The organism is Streptomyces fumanus, from assembly GCF_014655295.1.
GTDB classification, from domain to species: Bacteria; Actinomycetota; Actinomycetes; order Streptomycetales; family Streptomycetaceae; genus Streptomyces; species Streptomyces fumanus.
Genome location: NZ_BNBI01000010.1, coordinates 295,594 through 311,920 on the forward strand (window position 1 = coordinate 295,594; position 16,327 = coordinate 311,920).

General features: G+C 72.4%; 14 protein-coding genes and 1 pseudogene. 14 read left to right on the plus strand and 1 reads right to left on the minus strand.

Going from position 1 to position 16,327, the window contains the following annotated elements; translation table 11 throughout:
• Window positions 1–66 precede the first annotated feature (66 nt).
• The 12 genes and pseudogenes from IE316_RS23510 to nusB all read left to right on the plus strand — a co-directional run bounded on the left by IE316_RS23510 (window position 67) and on the right by nusB (window position 13,722).
• Window positions 67–510 (plus strand): DUF948 domain-containing protein, encoded by a 444-nt coding sequence (locus tag IE316_RS23510; RefSeq protein WP_190206427.1) that lies wholly within the window; start codon window positions 67–69, stop codon window positions 508–510.
• An 8-nt stretch (window positions 511–518) separates the two neighbouring features.
• A complete protein-coding gene (locus tag IE316_RS23515) occupies window positions 519–875 on the plus strand; it encodes a hypothetical protein (protein WP_190206428.1) in 357 nt (118 codons plus the stop codon).
• Window positions 875–3,547 (plus strand): alanine--tRNA ligase, encoded by a 2,673-nt coding sequence (alaS, locus tag IE316_RS23520; RefSeq protein WP_190206429.1) that lies wholly within the window; start codon window positions 875–877, stop codon window positions 3,545–3,547. Before IE316_RS23515 ends, alaS begins: the two co-directional genes overlap by 1 nt.
• A 35-nt stretch (window positions 3,548–3,582) precedes the next feature.
• A complete protein-coding gene (gene ruvX / locus IE316_RS23525; RefSeq protein ID WP_190206531.1) occupies window positions 3,583–4,047 on the plus strand; it encodes a Holliday junction resolvase RuvX in 465 nt (154 codons plus the stop codon).
• A gap of 124 nt (window positions 4,048–4,171) precedes the next feature.
• The gene (gene mltG / locus IE316_RS23530; protein ID WP_190206430.1) at window positions 4,172–5,932 is read left to right on the plus strand and encodes an endolytic transglycosylase MltG; all 1,761 of its coding nucleotides are present in this window, start codon (window positions 4,172–4,174) and stop codon (window positions 5,930–5,932) included.
• Window positions 5,913–6,791, plus strand: coding sequence for a shikimate dehydrogenase (locus tag IE316_RS23535; RefSeq protein ID WP_190206431.1), 879 nt, complete (start codon window positions 5,913–5,915; stop codon window positions 6,789–6,791). Before mltG ends, IE316_RS23535 begins: the two co-directional genes overlap by 20 nt.
• A 213-nt stretch (window positions 6,792–7,004) precedes the next feature.
• Window positions 7,005–8,189 (plus strand): chorismate synthase, encoded by a 1,185-nt coding sequence (gene aroC, locus IE316_RS23540; RefSeq protein WP_190206432.1) that lies wholly within the window; start codon window positions 7,005–7,007, stop codon window positions 8,187–8,189.
• Complete coding sequence (gene aroB / locus IE316_RS23545) at window positions 8,186–9,832, plus strand: 3-dehydroquinate synthase (RefSeq protein WP_190206433.1); 1,647 nt, start codon at window positions 8,186–8,188, stop codon at window positions 9,830–9,832. The genes aroC and aroB overlap by 4 nt, the downstream gene beginning before the upstream one ends.
• Before the next feature lie 687 nt (window positions 9,833–10,519).
• Window positions 10,520–11,479: pseudogene (locus IE316_RS23550) on the plus strand (AAA family ATPase); the annotation flags it as partial.
• A 69-nt stretch (window positions 11,480–11,548) separates the two neighbouring features.
• Entirely contained in the window at window positions 11,549–12,655 is a 1,107-nt protein-coding gene (locus tag IE316_RS23555; RefSeq protein ID WP_190206434.1) for an aminopeptidase P family protein, read from the plus strand.
• Window positions 12,656–12,724: 69 nt separating this feature from the next.
• A complete protein-coding gene (efp, locus tag IE316_RS23560; RefSeq protein ID WP_190206435.1) occupies window positions 12,725–13,291 on the plus strand; it encodes an elongation factor P in 567 nt (188 codons plus the stop codon).
• Between the two features lie 2 nt (window positions 13,292–13,293).
• The gene (gene nusB / locus IE316_RS23565) at window positions 13,294–13,722 is read left to right on the plus strand and encodes a transcription antitermination factor NusB (RefSeq protein WP_190206436.1); all 429 of its coding nucleotides are present in this window, start codon (window positions 13,294–13,296) and stop codon (window positions 13,720–13,722) included.
• A gap of 184 nt (window positions 13,723–13,906) precedes the next feature.
• On the opposite strand, the gene bldD is transcribed toward nusB, so the two are convergent.
• Window positions 13,907–14,410: a transcriptional regulator BldD gene (gene bldD, locus IE316_RS23570; protein ID WP_190206437.1), complete on the minus strand. Its 504-nt coding sequence runs from the start codon at window positions 14,408–14,410 to the stop codon at window positions 13,907–13,909.
• A 285-nt stretch (window positions 14,411–14,695) separates the two neighbouring features.
• Between bldD and pyrR the strand changes: the two genes are divergently transcribed.
• Both pyrR and IE316_RS23580 read left to right on the plus strand, forming a co-directional pair.
• A complete protein-coding gene (gene pyrR, locus IE316_RS23575; RefSeq protein ID WP_190206438.1) occupies window positions 14,696–15,262 on the plus strand; it encodes a bifunctional pyr operon transcriptional regulator/uracil phosphoribosyltransferase PyrR in 567 nt (188 codons plus the stop codon).
• A gap of 92 nt (window positions 15,263–15,354) precedes the next feature.
• Window positions 15,355–16,326 carry an aspartate carbamoyltransferase catalytic subunit gene (locus IE316_RS23580; protein ID WP_190206439.1) on the plus strand — a complete coding sequence of 324 codons (972 nt, stop codon included), beginning with the start codon at window positions 15,355–15,357 and terminating at the stop codon, window positions 16,324–16,326.
• Window position 16,327: the final 1 nt, after the last annotated feature.

The following is a 16,327-nucleotide window of genomic DNA, read 5'->3' on the forward strand; positions in this document are numbered from 1 at the left end:
CCTTCCCCGGCGCGATAGGCTCGGTCGCACGACTTTCTCGATGTTCAGGCACGTTTCAGGGAGCGGGTGCACACAGTGTCCGGTGGAGAGGTGGCCGGGATCCTGGTGGCCGTCTTCTGGGCGATCCTGGTCTCCTTCCTCGCCGTCGCCCTGGCGAGGCTGGCCCAGACGCTCAAGGCGACCACCAAACTCGTCGCGGACGTGACCGACCAGGCCGTCCCGCTGCTGGCCGACGCCTCCTCGGCGGTGCGGTCCGCGCAGACCCAGATCGACCGGGTGGACGCGATCGCCTCCGACGTCCAGGAGGTCACCTCCAACGCCTCCGCGCTCTCCACCACCGTGGCCTCCACCTTCGGCGGCCCCCTGGTCAAGGTGGCCGCGTTCGGGTACGGCGTGCGCCGGGCACTCGGCGGCCGCAAGGACGAGGTGCCGGCCAAGTCGCCCAGGCGCACCGTGATCGTGGGCCGGACCGTGCCGGCCACCCGACGGGCGAAGCGGAAGAAGGACTGATCCCAGGAATGTTCCGCCGTACCTTCTGGTTCACCAGCGGCGTCGCCGCCGGAGTGTGGGCCACCACCAAGGTCAACCGCAAGCTCAAGCAGTTGACGCCCGAGAACCTCGCCGTCACCGCCGCCAACAAGGCGATCGAGGCCGGCGGCCGGCTCCGGGACCGCGCGGTGGACTTCGCCCTGGAGGTCCGCGACAACATGGCCCAGCGGGAGGCCGAACTGGGCGACGCGCTCGGGCTCAACGCCCCCGTCGACCCGGACCGCGAGCTGCCCGCCCCCCGGCGCATCGCCGCCATCGAGAACCGCAACGACCCGACGTATGTCGACAGGACGACATACTCGTACAACCGGAATGAGGACCACTGATGGAGTCGGCCGAGATCCGCCGCCGCTGGCTGAGCTTCTTCGAGGAGCGCGGGCACACCGTCGTCCCGTCGGCGTCGCTCATCGCGGACGACCCGACTCTGCTGCTGGTCAACGCCGGCATGGTGCCCTTCAAGCCGTACTTCCTCGGCGAGGTCAAGCCGTCCTTCGCACGCGCCACCAGCGTCCAGAAGTGCGTGCGCACCCCGGACATCGAAGAGGTCGGCAAGACCACCCGGCACGGCACGTTCTTCCAGATGTGCGGCAACTTCTCCTTCGGCGACTACTTCAAGGAAGGCGCCATCAAGCTCGCCTGGGAGCTGCTCACCAGCTCCCGGGACAAGGGCGGTTACGGCCTGGAGCCGGAGAAGCTGTGGATCACCGTCTACCAGGACGACGACGAGGCCGAGCGGATCTGGCGGGAGACCGTCGGCGTCCCCGCCGAGCGCATCCAGCGCCTGGGCAAGAAGGACAACTTCTGGTCCATGGGCGTGCCCGGCCCGTGCGGCCCCTGCTCCGAGATCAACTACGACCGCGGGCCCGAGTTCGGCCCCGAGGGCGGCCCGGCCGTCAACGACGAGCGGTACGTGGAGATCTGGAACCTGGTCTTCATGCAGTACGAGCGCGGCCAGGGCACCGGCAAGGAGGACTTCGAGATCCTCGGCGACCTGCCCGCCAAGAACATCGACACCGGGCTCGGCCTGGAGCGGCTCGCCATGATTCTGCAGGGCGTGCAGAACATGTACGAGATCGACACCTCCATGGCCGTCATCAACAAGGCCACCGAGCTGACCGGCGTGGCCTACGGCGACGCCCACGCCTCGGACGTGTCCCTGCGCGTGGTCACCGACCACATCCGCACCGCCGTGATGCTCATCGGCGACGGCGTCACCCCCGGCAACGAGGGCCGCGGCTACGTCCTGCGCCGCATCATGCGCCGCGCCATCCGCAACATGCGGCTGCTCGGCGCCACCGGTCCGGTCGTCAAGGACCTGATCGACGTGGTGATCCACATGATGGGGCAGCAGTACCCCGAGCTGATCACCGACCGGGAGCGGATCGAGAAGGTCGCCCTCGCCGAGGAGAACGCCTTCCTCAAGACGCTCAAGGCCGGCACCAACATCCTGGACACCGCGGTCAGCGAGAGCAAGGCGGCCGGCGGCAGCGTCCTCCCCGGCGACAAGGCGTTCCTGCTCCACGACACCTGGGGCTTCCCGATCGACCTCACCCTGGAGATGGCCGCCGAACAGGGCCTGTCCGTGGACGAGGACGGCTTCCGGCGCCTGATGAAGGAGCAGCGCGAGCGCGCCAAGGCCGACGCCCAGGCCAAGAAGACCGGCCACGCCGACCTCGGCGCCTACCGCGAGATCGCCGACCGGGCCGGGGCCACCGACTTCATCGGCTACACCGACACCGAGGGCGAGTCCACCATCGTCGGCATCCTGGTCGACGGCGTCTCCTCCCCGGCCGCCACCGAGGGCGACGAGGTCGAGATCGTCCTGGACCGCACCCCCTTCTACGCCGAGGGCGGCGGCCAGATCGGCGACACCGGCCGGATCAGGGCCGACTCCGGTGCCGTCATCGAGGTCCGCGACTGCCAGAAGCCCGTGCCGGGCGTGTACGTGCACAAGGGCGTCGTCCAGGTCGGCGAGATCACCGTCGGCGCCAAGGCGCACGCCGCGATCGACGACCGGCGCCGCAAGGCCATCGCCCGCGCCCACTCCGCGACCCACCTCACCCACCAGGCGCTGCGCGACGCTCTCGGCCCGACGGCCGCGCAGGCCGGCTCGGAGAACCAGCCCGGCCGGTTCCGCTTCGACTTCGGTTCGCCGTCCGCCGTGCCGACGGCCGTGATGACCGACGTCGAGCAGAAGATCAACGAGGTGCTCGCCCGCGACCTCGACGTCCGCGCCGACATCATGGGCATCGACGAGGCCAAGAAGCAGGGCGCCATCGCCGAGTTCGGCGAGAAGTACGGCGACCGGGTGCGCGTGGTCACCATCGGCGACTTCTCCAAGGAGCTGTGCGGCGGCACCCACGTGCACAACACCGCCCAGCTCGGCCTGGTCAAGCTGCTCGGCGAGTCCTCCATCGGCTCCGGCGTACGCCGCATCGAGGCGCTCGTCGGCGTGGACGCCTACAACTTCCTCGCCCGCGAGCACACGGTGGTCAACCAGCTCACCGAGCTGCTCAAGGGCCGCCCGGAGGAGCTGCCAGAGAAGGTCTCGTCGATGCTCGGCAAGCTCAAGGACGCCGAGAAGGAGATCGAGAAGTTCCGCGCCGAGAAGGTCCTCCAGGCCGCCGCGGGGCTCGCCGAGTCCGCCAAGGACGTGCGGGGCGTCGCCCTGGTGACCGGGCAGGTCCCGGACGGCACCACCGCCGACGACCTGCGCAAGCTGGTCCTGGACGTGCGCGGCCGGATCCAGGGCGGGCGGGCCGCCGTGGTGGCCCTGTTCACCACGGTCAACGGCAAGCCGCTGACCGTGATCGCCACCAACGAGGCCGCCCGCGAGCGCGGGCTGAAGGCCGGTGACCTGGTCCGCACCGCCGCCAAGACCCTCGGCGGCGGTGGCGGCGGCAAGCCGGACGTGGCCCAGGGCGGCGGCCAGAACCCGGCCGCCATCGGCGAGGCCGTCGCGGCCGTCGAGCGGCTCGTGGCGGACACCGCCAAGTGAACGGCACGACGGACGGCCGGGCCGGGCGCCCGGCGATGCGCCGCGGCCGGCGCCTGGCCATCGACGTCGGGGACGCCCGGATCGGGGTCGCCTCCTGCGACCCCGACGGGATCCTCGCCACCCCGGTGGAGACGGTCCCCGGCCGGGACGTCCCGGCCGCCCACCGGAGGCTGCGGAACCTGGTCGCGGAGTACGAGCCGATCGAGGTCGTCGTCGGTCTCCCTCGCTCCCTCAAGGGGGGCGAGGGCCCGGCCGCCGCCAAGGTCCGCCGCTTCGCCCAGGAACTGGCCAAGGGCATCGCCCCCGTCCCCGTACGCCTGGTCGACGAACGGATGACCACCGTCACGGCCGGCCAGGGGCTGCGCGCCTCGGGCGTGAAAGCGAAGAAAGGCCGGTCGGTGATCGACCAGGCCGCCGCTGTGATCATCCTGCAACAGGCCCTTGAATCCGAACGGGTGTCAGGTAATCCGCCTGGCGAGGGCGTCGAAGTGGTCATGTGATCGCGATACGGTAACGTTCCGCGCGATGCGGCGGCATTCGAACAGCCACCGCACAGCAAGAGGCGGAGCGGAACCGGGCCCACCGGCGAGCCGCGCACCACCACCTCGCGGCTCTAGGGGATCGATGACTGAGTATGGCCGGGGCCAGGGCTCCGAACCGTGGGATCCGGAGGACCCGTTGTACGGGGACGGCGGATGGGGCGGACAGCAGGCCCAGGCGGCCCCGCAGTCCCCTTACGGCGGCCAGCCGCAGCAGCACTACCCGCAGCAGCCGCAGCAGCAGTACACCGACGGCACCTGGGCGGCCCAGGACGGTCAGGGCTACGACCAGGGGCAGCAGCAGTACGCGTACGACCAGCAGGGCTACGGCCGGCAGGACGGTTACGACCAGCAGCAGTACGACCAGCAGCAGTACCCGGCGGAGCAGCAGCACCAGCAGCAGCACCAGCACCAGCAGCACCAGCAGCAGGGCTACGACACCGGGGGCTGGGGGAACGGCGGCCAGGTGCCCGTCCACTACCCCGCCGACCCCGCGGACCCGTACGGGCAGCAGGCCGCCGCCTACGGCACCGAGCAGCCGGACCTCTACGGCACCCCCGACGCCTACCCGCCGCCCGAGCCGCCCGCCCGCCGGCGCACCGAGCCCGAGCCCGAGGCCGAGGCCGAGCGCACCGACTGGGACCCGGGCCCCGACCAGGGCGAGCACGCCTTCTTCGCGGGCGGCGACGAGGACGAGGACGGCGGTGACGACGGCGAGGCCGGTGCCGGGCGCGGGGAGCGCCGGGGGCGCGGGAGCAAGCCCAGGAAGAGACGCAACGGCTGTGCGTGTCTCGTCGTCTGCCTGGTCCTCGGCGGAGGTGTGGCGGGCGTCGGCTATTTCGGGTTCCAGTTCTACCAGGATCGTTTCGGCACGGCCCCGGATTTCGCCGGCGACGGAAACGGCGAACAGGTCACCGTCACCATTCCCAAGGGCGCGGGCGGCTCGGTCATCGGCCAGGTGCTCAAACGCCAGGGCGTGGTCAAGAGCGTCGACGCCTTCATCGCCGCGATCCAGAGCAACCCCGACGGCAAGAGCATCCAGGACGGCGTCTACACGCTGCAGAAGGAGATGTCGGCCGACAGCGCGGTCGCGCTCATGCTCAGCCCCAAGAGCCGCAACAACCTGATCATCGCCGAGGGCAAGCGCAACGACGACGTCTACCAGCTCATCGACAAACGCCTGGAAGTCGACGACGGCACCACCGCGAAGGTCGCCGAGACCCAGTGGAAGAGCCTGGGCCTGCCCGACTGGGCGATGAACCACCCCGCCGTCAAGGATCCGCTGGAGGGCTTCCTCTACCCGTCCAGCTATCCGGTGGCCAAGGGGCAGAAGCCGAAGGACGTCCTCAAGCAGATGGTGGCGCGGGCGGCCGATAAGTACGAGGAACTCGGATTCGAGAAGAAGTCCGCGGAACTCGGCCTGGAGGGCCCGTGGCAACTGGTGACGGTCGCCAGCCTGGTACAGGCCGAGGGCAAGACGCACGACGACTTCCGGAAGATGTCCGAGGTCATCTACAACCGGCTGAAGACCAGCAATACCGAGACCAACCAATTGCTCCAGTTCGACTCCACGTACAACTACCTGAAGAAGCAGAGCGACATCCACATCAGCGAGTCCGAGGTCAACGGCAACAAGGACCCGTACAACACGTACACCAACCGGGGGCTGCCGCCCGGACCCATCGGCAACCCCGGCGACGAGGCGCTCCGGGCCGCGCTGAACCCCACGAAACAGGGCTGGCTGTATTTCGTGGCCGTCGACGGGGTGCACAAGACGGAGTTCGCCAGGACCAACGACGAGTTCGAGAGGCTCAAGGACGAATTCAATGCCAGTTCCGGCAACTGACGCCCGCCGGGCCGCCGTACTCGGCTCCCCGATCGGCCACTCCCTCTCCCCGGTGCTGCACCGGGCCGCGTACGCGGAGCTGGGCCTGGCGGGCTGGACGTACGACCGCTTCGACGTGGACGAGCGGGCGCTGCCCGGCTTCCTGGAGAGGCTGGGGCCCGAGTGGGCGGGGCTGTCGCTGACCATGCCGCTGAAGCGGGCGGTGATCCCGCTGCTCGACGGGATCAGTGAGACGGCGGCCTCGGTGGACGCGGTGAACACCGTCGTCCTCACCGAGGACGGGCGCCGTACCGGCGACAACACCGACATCCCCGGGATCGTCGCGGCCCTGCGCGAGCACGGCGTGGACAAGGCCGAGTCCGCGGCGGTCCTCGGCGCCGGTGCCACCGCCTCCTCCGCGCTCGCCGCGCTCACCCGGATCTGCGCCGGCGAGATCGCCGTCTATGTGCGCAGCGAGGCCCGCGCCGCCGAGATGCGGGGGTGGGCCGAGCGGCTGGGGGCCGAGGTGCGCGTGGTGGGCTGGGACCGCGCGGCGGAGGCGCTGCGGGCCCCGCTGGTGGTGGCCACCACGCCGGCCGGTGCCACCGACGCGCTCGCCGCCGCCGTGCCGGAGATGCCGGCCACCCTCTTCGACGTGCTGTACGAGCCCTGGCCGACCGCCCTCGCCGCCCGCTGGTCGGCACACGGCGGGGCCGTGGTCAGCGGCCTCGACCTGCTGCTCCACCAGGCGGTGCTCCAGGTCGAGCAGATGACGGGACGCACTCCGGCGCCGCTCGCCGCGATGCGCGTGGCGGGGGAACGGGCGCTGGCGGCCCGGGCCCCGGGGGCGGACGGCGGGGGCCTGCCCGGGGGTGAGTAAGCGGGGGCGCCGGCGGTGTTACGGGCCGGGAACCGCCGGCGGGTGACGGGGGCCCGTCGCGGACGTGGCCGGACGCGGGCGGATCGGTGTCCGGTTGGTGGACCGCCGCCCGGGGCGCCCGGTCGGACATGGGAGAATCGGGGACGGCGGATCAGGGCCGCGCACCCGGTCGCGCCATAGGACCCACAGGGCGCTGAGGACTGAGGAGCACCGTTGAGCAGGTTGCGCTGGCTGACCGCGGGGGAGTCCCACGGTCCCGCACTCGTCGCGACGCTGGAGGGCCTGCCCGCGGGTGTGCCGATCACCACCGACATGGTGGCGGACCACCTGGCGCGGCGGCGGCTCGGCTACGGGCGCGGCGCGCGGATGAAGTTCGAGCGGGACGAGGTCACCTTCCTCGGCGGCGTCCGGCACGGGCTGACCCTGGGCTCCCCGGTCGCGATCATGGTCGGCAACACCGAGTGGCCCAAGTGGGAACAGGTCATGGCGGCCGACCCGGTGGACCCGGAGGTCCTCGCCGGACTCGCCCGCAACGCCCCGCTGACCCGGCCCCGGCCCGGCCACGCCGACCTCGCGGGCATGCAGAAGTACGGCTTCGACGAGGCCCGGCCGATCCTGGAGCGGGCCTCCGCGCGGGAGACGGCCGCCCGGGTCGCGCTGGGCGCGGTCGCCCGGTCGTACCTGAAGGAGACGGCCGGCATCGAGATCGTCAGCCACGTCGTCGAACTCGCCGCCGCCAAGGCGCCCTACGGCGTCTACCCGACCCCGGCGGACGTGGAGAGGCTGGACGCCGACCCGGTGCGCTGCCTGGACGCCGACGCCTCCAAGGCAATGGTCGCGGAGATCGACCAGGCCCACAAGGACGGCGACACCCTCGGCGGCGTGGTCGAGGTCCTGGCGTACGGCGTCCCGGTCGGCCTCGGCTCGCACGTGCACTGGGACCGCCGGCTGGACGCCCGGCTGGCCGCCGCCCTCATGGGCATCCAGGCGATCAAGGGCGTCGAGGTCGGCGACGGCTTCGACCTCGCCCGGGTGCCGGGCTCCCAGGCGCACGACGAGATCCTCGCCACCCCCGAGGGCATCAAGCGGGCCTCCGGCCGGTCCGGCGGCACCGAGGGCGGTCTGACCACCGGCGAGCTGCTGCGGGTGCGGGCCGCGATGAAGCCGATCGCCACCGTGCCGCGCGCCCTGAAGACCGTGGACGTCGTCACCGGCGAGGAGGCCGCCGCCCACCACCAGCGCTCCGACGTGTGCGCCGTCCCGGCCGCCGGCATCGTCGCCGAGGCCATGGTCGCCCTGGTGCTGGCCGACGCGGTCGCCGAGAAGTTCGGCGGCGACTCCGTGCCCGAGACCCGGCGCAACGTCACCTCGTACCTCGACGCCCTGGCCATCCGATGACCGCACCGCTGCTCGTCCTGGTCGGCCCGATGGGCGTCGGCAAGTCCACCGTCGGCGCCCTGCTCGCCGAGCGGCTCGGCACCGCCTACCGGGACACCGACGACGACATCGTCGCCGAGCAGGGCCGGACCATCGCCGAGATCTTCGTCGAGGACGGCGAGGACGCCTTCCGGGCGATCGAGAAGCGGGCGGTACGCCGGGCGCTCACCGAGCACGACGGCGTCCTCGCCCTCGGTGGCGGCGCGATCCTGGACGCGGACACCCGCGCGCTGCTCGGCGGGGTGCGGGTGGTCTACCTCTCGATGGACGTCGAGGAGGCGGTCCGGCGCACCGGCCTCAACGCCGCCCGCCCGCTGCTCGCGGTCAACCCGCGCAAGCAGTGGCGCGAACTGATGGAGGCCCGGCGGCACCTGTACGAGGGCGTCGCCACCGCCGTCGTGGCGACCGACGGACGGACGCCCGAAGAGGTCACCCAGGCCGCCCTGGACGCACTGGAGTTGAAGACCGCTTCCCCCGGGGGACAACCCCCGGACCCCCGGCCGGAGGACGTCATGGCAAGCCAAGTCACCAGGATCCAGGTCGGCGGCACCGCCGGCACCGAGCCGTACGAGGTGCTGGTGGGCCGTCAGCTCCTCGGCGAGCTGGCCGGACTGATCGGGCCGAGGGCCAAGCGGGTCGCCGTGATCCACCCCGAGTCGCTCGCCGAGACCGGCGACGCGCTCCGCGCCGACCTCGCCGGACAGGGCTACGACGCGATCGCCATCCAGGTGCCCAACGCCGAGGAGGCCAAGACCGCCGAGGTCGCCGCCTACTGCTGGAAAGCGCTCGGCCAGTCGCAGTTCACCCGGACCGACGTCATCGTCGGCGTGGGCGGCGGCGCCACCACGGACGTGGCCGGGTTCGTCGCCGCGACCTGGCTGCGCGGCGTGCGCTGGATCGCCGTCCCGACCACCGTGCTCGCCATGGTCGACGCGGCTGTCGGCGGCAAGACCGGGATCAACACCGCCGAGGGCAAGAACCTCGTCGGCTCCTTCCACCCCCCGGCCGGCGTCCTGTGCGACCTCGCCGCCCTGGACTCCCTCCCGGTCCACGACTACGTCTCCGGGCTCGCCGAGGTCATCAAGACCGGCTTCATCGCCGACCCGGTGATCCTCGACCTCATCGAGTCCGACCCCGAGGGCGCCCGCACCCCGGCCGGGCCGCACACCGCCGAGCTGATCGAGCGGTCCATCCGGGTCAAGGCCGAGGTCGTCTCCTCCGACCTGAAGGAGGCGGGCCGCCGGGAGATCCTCAACTACGGCCACACCCTCGGCCACGCCATCGAGAAGAACGAGCGCTACAAGTGGCGGCACGGCGCCGCGGTCGCGGTCGGCATGCACTTCGCCGCCGAGCTGGGGCGGCTGGCCGGCCGCCTGGACGACGCCACCGCCGACCGGCACCGCACCATCCTGGAGTCGGTCGGGCTGCCCCTGCACTACCGCTACGACCAGTGGCCCAAGCTGGTGGAGAACATGAAGCTGGACAAGAAGTCCCGCGGCGACCTGCTGCGCTTCATCGTCCTCGACGGCCTCGCCAAGCCCACCGTCCTGGAGGGCCCCGACCCGGCCGTCCTGCTCGCCGCCTACGGGGAGGTCGGGCAGTAGGTTCCCCGGCGTCCCTTCCGCCCGATTCGCCGTGCCCGACGGGCACTTCGGACCGCCCCCGCCCGTTTCACCAAACGCCGGCCGGGGGCGGTACCGTTCGGTAGCAGAGCGGGGCCCGCCCCCGCGGTCAGCGCCCATCGCCCGCGGCGAGCCCGTCGACGGGGCGCGCCGGTGCGCAGAGGTCGAGCGCGGTGCGGCCCCAGGGGCCGCGCGCGGTCGTGCCTCACGGCACCGGCCGCGGCACCCCGGCGGCGGACCGAGCCCGGACAGAACGAGACGGAGTGGCACCGGATGCAGCACGCAGTGGGTTCTCCGCTGCCGCCGCCCCACCAGCCGGGGCACGGACCGGCCGCCGGCCGGTCCCCGGCCGCACACCACCCGGGCCCGGGCCCGGACCCCGACTACACGGCCCAGGCGCCGCAGGCGGGTCAGCCCGGCCAGCCCGGTCGGGCGCCGCAGGCGGGTCACCCCGGTCAGGTCGGTCGGGCTCCGCAGCCGGGCCAGCCGGGTCACGCCGGTCAGGCCGGTCGGGCGCCGCTGGCGGATCAGCCGGGTCACGCCGGTCAGGCCGGTCTGGCGTCGCTGGCGGATCAGCCGGGTCACGCCGGTCAGGCTCCGCGCCCCGCCCACGCCGCCCAGGCATCCCACGCCGGTCAGTCCGGTCAGGCACCCCACGCCGGCCAGCCTGGCCAGCCCGCCCCGGCGCCACACTCCGGCCAGCCCGGCCAACCCGGTCACCCCGCCCCGGCACCACACCCCGGCCAGCCCGGCCACCCTCATCACGCGCCGCGCCCCGAGCAGCCCCCGCACGCGGCTCAGCCTCCGCACGCCGCTCAGCCTCCGCACGCCGAGCAGCCCCCGCACCCGGCTCAGCCCCCGCACCCCGCACACGCCCCCCACCCCGGCCCGCCGCCGCATCCCGTCGCCGCGCCGCCGCAGCACGCCGCGCCGCCGCGCCACGTCGTCCCGCCGCGCGCCCCCGCCGCCCCGCCCGTGCCGGACGGCACCGGGCATGTGCCGCTGCCCCCCGGCGGTCCCGTCGCCGCGCCCGCCGCGCCGTCGGCCGCCAGTGCCGCGCCGGACCCCGCGACCACCACCCTCGCCGTGCTGCTCATCGGCCCCGCCGGGGCCGGGAAGACCAGCGTCGCCAAGTACTGGGCGGACCACCGCCGCGTGCCCACCGCCCACATCAGCCTCGACGACGTACGCGAATGGGTGCGCTCGGGATTCGCCGACCCGCAGTCCGGGTGGAACGAGCACTCCGAGGCGCAGTACCGCCTCGCCCGCCGCACCTGCGGCTTCGCCGCGCGCAACTTCCTCGCCAACGGCATCTCCTGCATCCTCGACGACGCCGTCTTCCCCGACCGCCCGGTCGTCGGCCTCGGCGGTTGGAAGCGGCACGTCGGCCCCGGCCTGCTCCCGGTCGTCCTCCTGCCCGGCCTGGACGTCGTCCTGGAGCGCAACGCCGAGCGCAGCGGGAACCGCCGCCTCAGCGACGAGGAGGTCGCCCGCATCCACGGCCGTATGGCCGGCTGGTACGGCTCGGGCCTGCCCATCATCGACAACTCCCAGCTCGACGTGGCCGAGACGGCCCGCCTCCTGGACGACGTCCTCACCCGCTCCCTGGCCAGCCCCCCGAACTGGTAACCGCCCGGCGGACGCCCACTCGGCCCCGCCCGACCGGCGCGGCCCGCCCCCCGCTCGTACGCTCGGCACATGTCAGAGGTGTACGCGGCCCGCCGGACGCGCCTACGGGAACGCTGCAATGCGGGCGGCAGCGCGGCGGCGCTCGTCTCCCGGCCCGCCAACGTGCGCTATCTCGCGGGCGCCGCCCCGCCCGGCGCCGTCCTGCTCCTGGGCAGGACCGAGGAGCTGCTGCTGTGCGGCGGGCCACCGGAGGACCGCCCCGCCGAGGGCCGGCCGGACGAGGCCGTACGGCTGCGGGTGCTGCCCGGCCCCGGCGGCGACCCGGCCGTCGCCGCCGCCGGACTCGCCGCCGACCAGGGCGCCGACTCCCTCGCCGTGGAGGAGCACCACCTCACCGTCGCCCGGCACCGGGCCATGCGCTCGGTCGCCCCCCGGCTGCGCCTGGCCGACCTCGGCGGCGCGGTCGAACAGCTCCGGGTGGTCAAGGACGAGGAGGAGATCTCCTGCCTGCGCATCGGCGCGGAGATCGCCGACCAGGCCCTCGGCGAACTGCTGGAATCCATCCTGGTCGGCCGCACCGAACGGCACCTCGCCCTGGAGCTGGAACGCCGCCTGGTCGACCACGGCGCCGACGGCCCCGCCTTCCCCACCTCCGTCGGCACCGGCCCGAACTCCGGCCGCCCCGGCCACCGCCCCACCGACCGCCGGGTGGAGGAGGGCGACTTCCTCTCCGTCTGCCTCGGCGCCACCTACCGCGGCTACCGCTGCGAGATCGGCCGTACGTTCGTCATCGGCACCTCGCCCGCCGACTGGCAGATCGAGCTGTACGACCTCGTCTTCGCCGCCCAGCGGGCCGGCCGGGAGGCCCTCGCGCCCGGCGCCTCCTGCCGTGACGTGGACCGCGCGGCCCGTCAGACACTGGACTCAGCGGGCTACGCCGACCACCTCCCGGCGCTCACCGGACACGGCGTCGGGCTCGAAATCGACGAGGACCCTCAATTGACCCCGGCGGCCATGGGTAAACTGGACGCTTGTGTGCCGGTCACCGTCGAACCGGGGGTCCACCTCCCGGGCCGGGGCGGTGTCCGGATCGATGACACGCTCGTCGTACGCCCCGAGGCGGACGGCGGACCCGAGCTACTCACCATCACGACCAAGGAGCTGCTCGCGCTCTAGCCTCGCGCTGTGCGCACCACGCCGCCCCGGGGTCGTCCACGTCAGTTACGTCCAGGAGATTCCGCAACCGTGGCTTCCACGAACGACCTCAAGAACGGCATGGTGCTCAAGCTCGAAGGCGGCCAGCTCTGGTCCGTCGTCGAGTTCCAGCACGTCAAGCCCGGCAAGGGCCCCGCCTTCGTGCGCACCAAGCTCAAGAACGTGCTCTCCGGCAAGGTCGTCGACAAGACCTTCAACGCCGGTGTCAAGGTCGAGACGGCCACTGTCGACAAGCGCGACATGCAGTTCTCGTACATGGACGGCGACTACTTCGTCTTCATGGACATGGAGACCTACGACCAGCTCCACATCGACCGCAAGGTCGTCGGTGACGCCGCCAACTTCCTCATCGAGGGGTTCGAGGCCACCGTCGCCCAGCACGAGGGCGAGGTGCTCTTCGTCGAGCTGCCCGCCGCCGTCGAGCTGACCGTCCAGGAGACCGAGCCGGGCGTCCAGGGCGACCGCTCCACCGGCGGCACCAAGCCCGCCACCCTGGAGACCGGTCACCAGATCCAGGTCCCGCTCTTCATCACCACCGGTGAGAAGATCAAGGTCGACACCCGCACCAGCGACTACCTCGGCCGGGTGAACAGCTAACCGTGGCTGCCCGCAACACGGCCCGCAAACGCGCCTTCCAGATCCTCTTCGAGAGCGACCAGCGAGGCGCCGACGTCCTGACCGTCCTCGCGGACTGGGTCCGGCACGCCCGCAGCGACACCCGGCAGCCGCCGGTGAGCGAGTACACGATGGAGCTGGTCGAGGGGTACGCGGAGCACGCCGCGCGCATCGACGAGCTGATCGCCCAGTACGCGGTGGGCTGGACGCTGGACCGGATGCCGGTCGTCGACCGGAACATCCTGCGGCTCGGCGCCTACGAGCTGATCTGGGTCGACGGGACGCCCGACGCCGTCGTGCTGGACGAGATGGTGCAGTTGGCGAAGGAGTTCTCCACGGACGAGTCGCCCTCGTTCGTCAACGGTCTGCTCGGCCGGCTCAAGGAGCTGAAGCCGACGCTCAGGCGCGGCTAGCCTTCCCCGGGGGCGCGGTGAGCCGCGGCCGCTCGACCGCCCGCGGGCGCGTCGTGGCCGGTCGCGCGGTTCCCGCGGCCCCGAGGGCATCGGTGCGCAGGTACGAGAGCAGAAACCGCCGGGGTGGCCGGAACCGTAGAGTTCCGGCCACCCCGGCGGCACGTTTCTGCTGGGACCCGAGGGCTCAGACTTCCTCGTGGGAGGCGACCGCGCGCCGCGCGTCCGCGTCCAGCACGCCCCAACTGATGAGCTGCTCGGTCAGGACCGAGGGCGACTGGTCGTAGATCACGGCGAGTGTGCGCAGGTCGTCCTGGCGGATCGACAGCACCTTGCCGTTGTAGTCACCGCGCTGGGACTGGATGGTGGCCGCGTAGCGCTGGAGGGGCCCGGCCTTCTCGGCGGGCACCGTGGCCAGCCGCTCCAGGTCCAGGACCAGCTTCGGCGGCGGCTCGGCGGCGCCGCCGGGGGTCGTGCCCGGAAGCAGCTCCTGCACCGGCACGCCGTAGAAATCCGCCAGCTCGGCGAGGCGCTGCACGGTCACGGCACGGTCGCCGCGCTCGTACGAACCGACCACGACGGCCTTCCAGCGTCCCTGGGACTTCTCCTCGACACCGTGGAGGGAAAGGCCCTGCTGGGTGCGGATGGCCCGGAGCTTGGCCCCGAGCTGTTTGGCGTATTCGCTGGACATATGGCTCCCCGGACACTGTGTCGACGCGACGGGCCGGAATCCTGCCGCGCGGCTGGTAACTCACTGTGAGGTTACGCAGCGTTACTCTCCCGCGTCAAGCCGAACGGTCCGCACCGACGCTTCCGTGACAGCGGGAGCCCACTGCGCCGGACGAGTGACAGAGGTACGCCGAAGGGGTGACGGGGGGCACGCCGGGGTGGTGCCGGGCACCTGCTACCGTGGATGGCGCAAATCCGACGTCCTTTAAGGTCCGTCCCGTGAGGCGGAGAAGGAGGTCCGTTTCGTATGGACACGCAGCCCGGTTCACCCCCCGACGCACGGCCCGTCCTGGAGGGCCCCGACATCGCGCGGGTACTGACCCGTATCGCCCACGAGATCGTCGAACGCGCCAAGGGCGCCGACGACGTGGTGCTCCTCGGCATCCCGACGCGGGGCGTCTTCCTCGCCCGCCGGCTCGCCGCCAAGCTGGAGCAGATCACCGAGCGCAAGGTCCCCTGCGGCTCGCTCGACATCACCATGTACCGCGACGACCTGCGCATGCACCCGCCGCGTGCGCTGGCCCGCACCGAGATCCCCGGTGACGGCCTCGACGGCCGCCTCGTCGTCCTCGTCGACGACGTGCTCTTCTCCGGCCGCACCATCCGCGCCGCCCTCGACGCCCTGAACGACATCGGGCGCCCCCGCGCGGTGCAGTTGGCGGTGCTCGTCGACCGGGGCCACCGCGAACTGCCCATCCGCGCCGACTACGTCGGCAAGAACCTCCCCACGTCGCTGCGGGAGACGGTCAAGGTCCAGTTGGCCGAGGAGGACGGTCGCGACACCGTGCTGCTCGGCGCCAAGGCCGGCCAGTAGCACCCCGGGGGCACCGGGCCGCTCCGGCGTGCCCACGCGTGTCCCGGCGTGCCCGAATCCTCCCGAATGAACTGCCTTACGGAGCCTGACAGATGCAGCGTCATCTCATCTCGGCCGCCGACCTCACCCGCGACGACGCCGTCCTGATCCTCGACACCGCCGAGGAGATGGCCCGGGTCGCGGACCGGCCGATCAAGAAACTGCCCACCCTGCGCGGACGTACCGTCGTCAACCTCTTCTTCGAGGACTCCACCCGGACCCGGATCTCCTTCGAGGCCGCCGAGAAGCGCCTGTCCGCGGACGTCATCAACTTCACCGCCAAGGGCTCCAGCGTCTCCAAGGGCGAGTCCCTGAAGGACACCGCCCAGACCCTGGAGGCCATGGGCGTGGACGCGGTGGTCATCCGGCACGGCGCCTCCGGGGCCCCGTACCGGCTCGCCACCTCCGGGTGGATCGACGCCCATGTGATCAACGCCGGTGACGGCACCCACCAGCACCCCACGCAGGCCCTGCTGGACGCGTTCACCATGCGCCGCCGGCTGGTCGGCCGGGACGCCGGGCTCGGCAAGGACCTGGGCGGGCGGCGCATCACCATCGTCGGCGACGTGCTGCACAGCCGGGTCGCCCGCTCCAACGTCGACCTGCTGCACACCCTCGGCGCCGAGGTCACCCTGGTCGCCCCGCCCACCCTGCTGCCGGTCGGCGTCGAATCCTGGCCCTGCGAGGTCTCCTACGACCTGGACGCCACGCTCACCAAGTCCGACGCGGTGATGATGCTGCGGGTGCAGCGCGAGCGGATGAACGCCGCCTTCTTCCCGACCGAGCGCGAGTACTCCCGCCGCTACGGCCTGGACGGGGACCGCATGGCGCGGATGCCGGAGCACGCCATCGTGATGCACCCCGGCCCGATGGTCCGCGGCATGGAGATCACCGCCGAGGTCGCCGACTCCGGCCGCTGCACCGTCGTCGAGCAGGTCGCCAACGGCGTCTCCATCCGCATGGCCGTGCTGTACCTGCTGCTCGGCGGCAACGAGCCCGCCCAGACCCGCACTGAGGAGAAGTAAG